Annotated in this window: 3 protein-coding genes and 1 tRNA gene; 3 read left to right on the top strand and 1 reads right to left on the bottom strand. The window is 51.0% G+C overall.

The window, feature by feature from the left end; translation table 11 throughout:
* The first annotated feature begins 113 nt into the window (after positions 1–113).
* The 3 genes from H5T64_13435 to H5T64_13425 all read left to right on the top strand — a co-directional run bounded on the left by H5T64_13435 (position 114) and on the right by H5T64_13425 (position 2,665).
* A complete protein-coding gene (locus H5T64_13435) occupies positions 114–1,325 on the top strand; it encodes a hypothetical protein (protein MBC7265335.1) in 1,212 nt (403 codons plus the stop codon).
* Entirely contained in the window at positions 1,322–2,275 is a 954-nt protein-coding gene (locus H5T64_13430; GenBank protein ID MBC7265334.1) for an XcyI family restriction endonuclease, read from the top strand. Before H5T64_13435 ends, H5T64_13430 begins: the two co-directional genes overlap by 4 nt.
* 123 nt (positions 2,276–2,398) lie before the next feature.
* Positions 2,399–2,665 (top strand): hypothetical protein, encoded by a 267-nt coding sequence (locus H5T64_13425; protein MBC7265333.1) that lies wholly within the window; start codon positions 2,399–2,401, stop codon positions 2,663–2,665.
* Between the two features lie 76 nt (positions 2,666–2,741).
* Here H5T64_13425 and H5T64_13420 read toward each other — a convergent pair.
* Positions 2,742–2,814 (bottom strand) — tRNA-Arg (locus H5T64_13420).
* Positions 2,815–2,820 lie beyond the last annotated feature (6 nt).

Genomic DNA, 2,820 nt, shown 5'->3' with positions numbered 1-2,820 from the left:
GTTTATTCGAAAAGAGTGACATCCTAACAGACGCGTCCGAACAACAGGGGGAGTGCATAGAGCGCCAGCGTTTAGAGCATAGGTTCGCTCGTCTACTCCATGAAGAACTCTCTTTGGCGACTGTGGTGTCCTACGTGGGCAACAGAGAAATACCGATCCTTCGACTCTATCGGTATAAGGAGGCTTTTGCATTTCGCTTTGTTGAGGAATTTATTTCACGCCTGGGCTTGAGCGAAAGGGACTATATCTTCGATCCATTTTGCGGTATGGGGACCACGTTGTTCGCCGCCTCTCGAAAAAACATCCCCTCTCTCGGCGTGGACAGACTTCCCATCGCTGTATTTGTTGCTCAAACCCTGCCGCTTTTTTTCTCGCTGGAACCCGGGCAAATAAGGGACACCTTCGAGAAGTTAAGGGCGAGAGTACAGAATGCTCCTCTTGCGTGCATTGCCCTGGATGTTGCAATTATGAAGGTAGCCTTCCCTACCGATGCATTGGTAGCGCTGCGAAAATGGAAAACGGTCATTGACGAACTAGAGTCGCCGTTAAAAGAAGTGTTCCTGCTTTTATTTTTTTCGGTCTTGGAACCCTGCAGTTACACGTCGAAGGATGGTCAGTTCCTTAGGTTGAATCGAGAAAAGAAAGTCGCTGTTCCAGAAGAGGCGCTGGCAAAGAAGGTAGATGAAGCTGAAAGAGACATAGAGTTGATCGGTAGACTCCGATGGACCCAATCGGCTGATATGGCGACTGTCTGTCTGGGGGATACTCGTAATCTCTCAGAGGTAACTTTTCCACAGCCGCCAACGGCTATTATTACATCCCCACCTTATGCAAATCGATATGATTACACGCGTACATACTCTTTAGAACTTTGCTTTCACTTCGTCCAAAGTTTTGCCGAACTGAAGGCCCTGCGGTTCGGTGTTCTCCGTTCACACATCGAATCGAAAGTAGGTCCCTTTGAAAAACCGCCGCATCCCGCTGTGAAGGAAGTTGTGGATATTCTCAGAGAAAGAGGCAAAGCGCTCAATAACCCACGAATCCCAGACATGCTAACGGCCTATTTTGTGGATATGCAAAAGTCGATTAGAGAGTGGGCACGGGTTTTGAGTCCAAAGGCAAAAGTGGCCTTGGTAGTGGACAATGTAAGATTCGGGGGAGAGCTACTGCCCGTTGACCTTGTGCTTTCGGAGATGGCAGAACAGGTGGGATTCCAAGTGGAAGACGTCATCGTTGCTCGCTACAAGGGAAACAGCTCGCAGCAAATGGGCAAATATGGGCGGGTGCCTGTTCGCGAGAGCATTGTGATCTGGAGAAGAGAATGAAGAGAACGCCCGATAAAGATGCTAGTGAGAACTATAAAGTTTGGTCTCTGGACCAACTTACAAAAAGCGAGTTCTTCCACCAGAGGCTCCATGAATGGGGACTGCTGACCGTAGCGGCCGAGGTAGAACAGACAAAAGGCGAAACCTTGGATTGGGATCTGGATCTCCTAGGGATATCAAAACGGGCGTGGAATAGAGTCATTCATGGCGGTATTAGGCCGGTAATTGTGTTTGCACATCCGTTCGTCCTGAAAACTGTGCCTGGTTCTGTCGGATACTATCGAATGCTCGCAATGGTCTCTCAAAAGTCTATGAATCGTGTGGGATTTCCAGTTAGCCGCTATGAGGCAGGTAGAAATAGCCCTGACAGTGAAACTGGGACAGCCATTGCCAAACATTTGAATCGGGTAATCAGTCGCCTTATTGAACTCGATGCGCAGTTAGACGCCCGTGAGTTTGATCTGTGGCGAGGAATGACAGCGGGTTCACAAGCTCAAGGGTCCTGGCAGAACACAAAGGGAAACAGAGTTGACGTCATTATTAAAGGGATTCTCCAACGCAGGCTTCGCGAGAAAAGACTTGTCCTAAGGGAAAAGGAAGATGGTTCAACGATGGAGCTGAGGGATGGACGGGTGGTTATATTCGCTGATGAACCCGATGTGGCGATTTATCAAGACGACGAAATTCAAGCAGCCGTCGAGATTAAAGGCGGCATAGATCCGGCTGGCGTCTTAGAAAGAATCGGTGCTGCTATCAAAAGTCTTCGCAGGGCCAGGGAGGAAAACCCTCGATCTACTACAATACTTGTTCTTCAGGGGGTATCAATTACGGAAAAGGCAATGGAGGACCTTGAAATCAACCGCGACTCTGTCACAGATTGGTTCACAATTGAGAACGTTCTGGAAGATGAGATTAAGCGCGAGCAAATTTTTAGGCTTCTCCGTATCTGAAGCACTCTGTCGTCGTTGGTTGATAGACACATGCTTGGCTGATGGGCGGTGAGCGGCCTGATAACCGGTTTCGGACACCTCGTTGGTGGAAGCCAGTTACGGATCAATCAGAAAGGGGGACTCGTGGATGCCCTGGTTGAGAGTTTCCTGGCCCTCTTTGACCCGATCACCAGTTCACAGTTGCTGGCAGGAGTGGGGCTCGCGGCCCTGTGCATCGTAGCGCCGCTCTTGCTGGCAGGGGCGACCGCGGAAGCGTCAGGTGGCCTAGGTCACATCATCACCGGATTAGGGCATGTTGTCGCTGGTCTTGCTATGCTCGCCGCGGCTGTGATCTTCGCGCTGCTTGCCATCGGGTTGGCTCATGGCACTCTGGCGCACATCCGGCATTGACCACCTGAACAAGCCAAAAGGGGCTCCACGTAATAGAGCCCCCTCTGACTTGGCTCAAGCCAATTGCACCCTCAGGCACCCGTGGCAGGACTCGAACCTGTGACCTCAGCGTCCGCAGCGCTGCGCTCTATCCCCTGAGCTACACGGGCACACCC

Source organism: Chloroflexota bacterium (genome assembly GCA_014360825.1).
Taxonomy (GTDB): Bacteria; Chloroflexota; Anaerolineae; order UBA2200; family JACIWT01; genus JACIWT01.
This window is presented reverse-complemented; position numbering and strand designations above follow the sequence as displayed.

Excerpts from the sequence above, each read along its gene's own strand:
- H5T64_13430 (MBC7265334.1), top strand. The coding sequence starts at position 1,322 with ATGAAGAGAACGCCCGATAAAGATGCTAGTGAGAACTATAAAGTTTGG.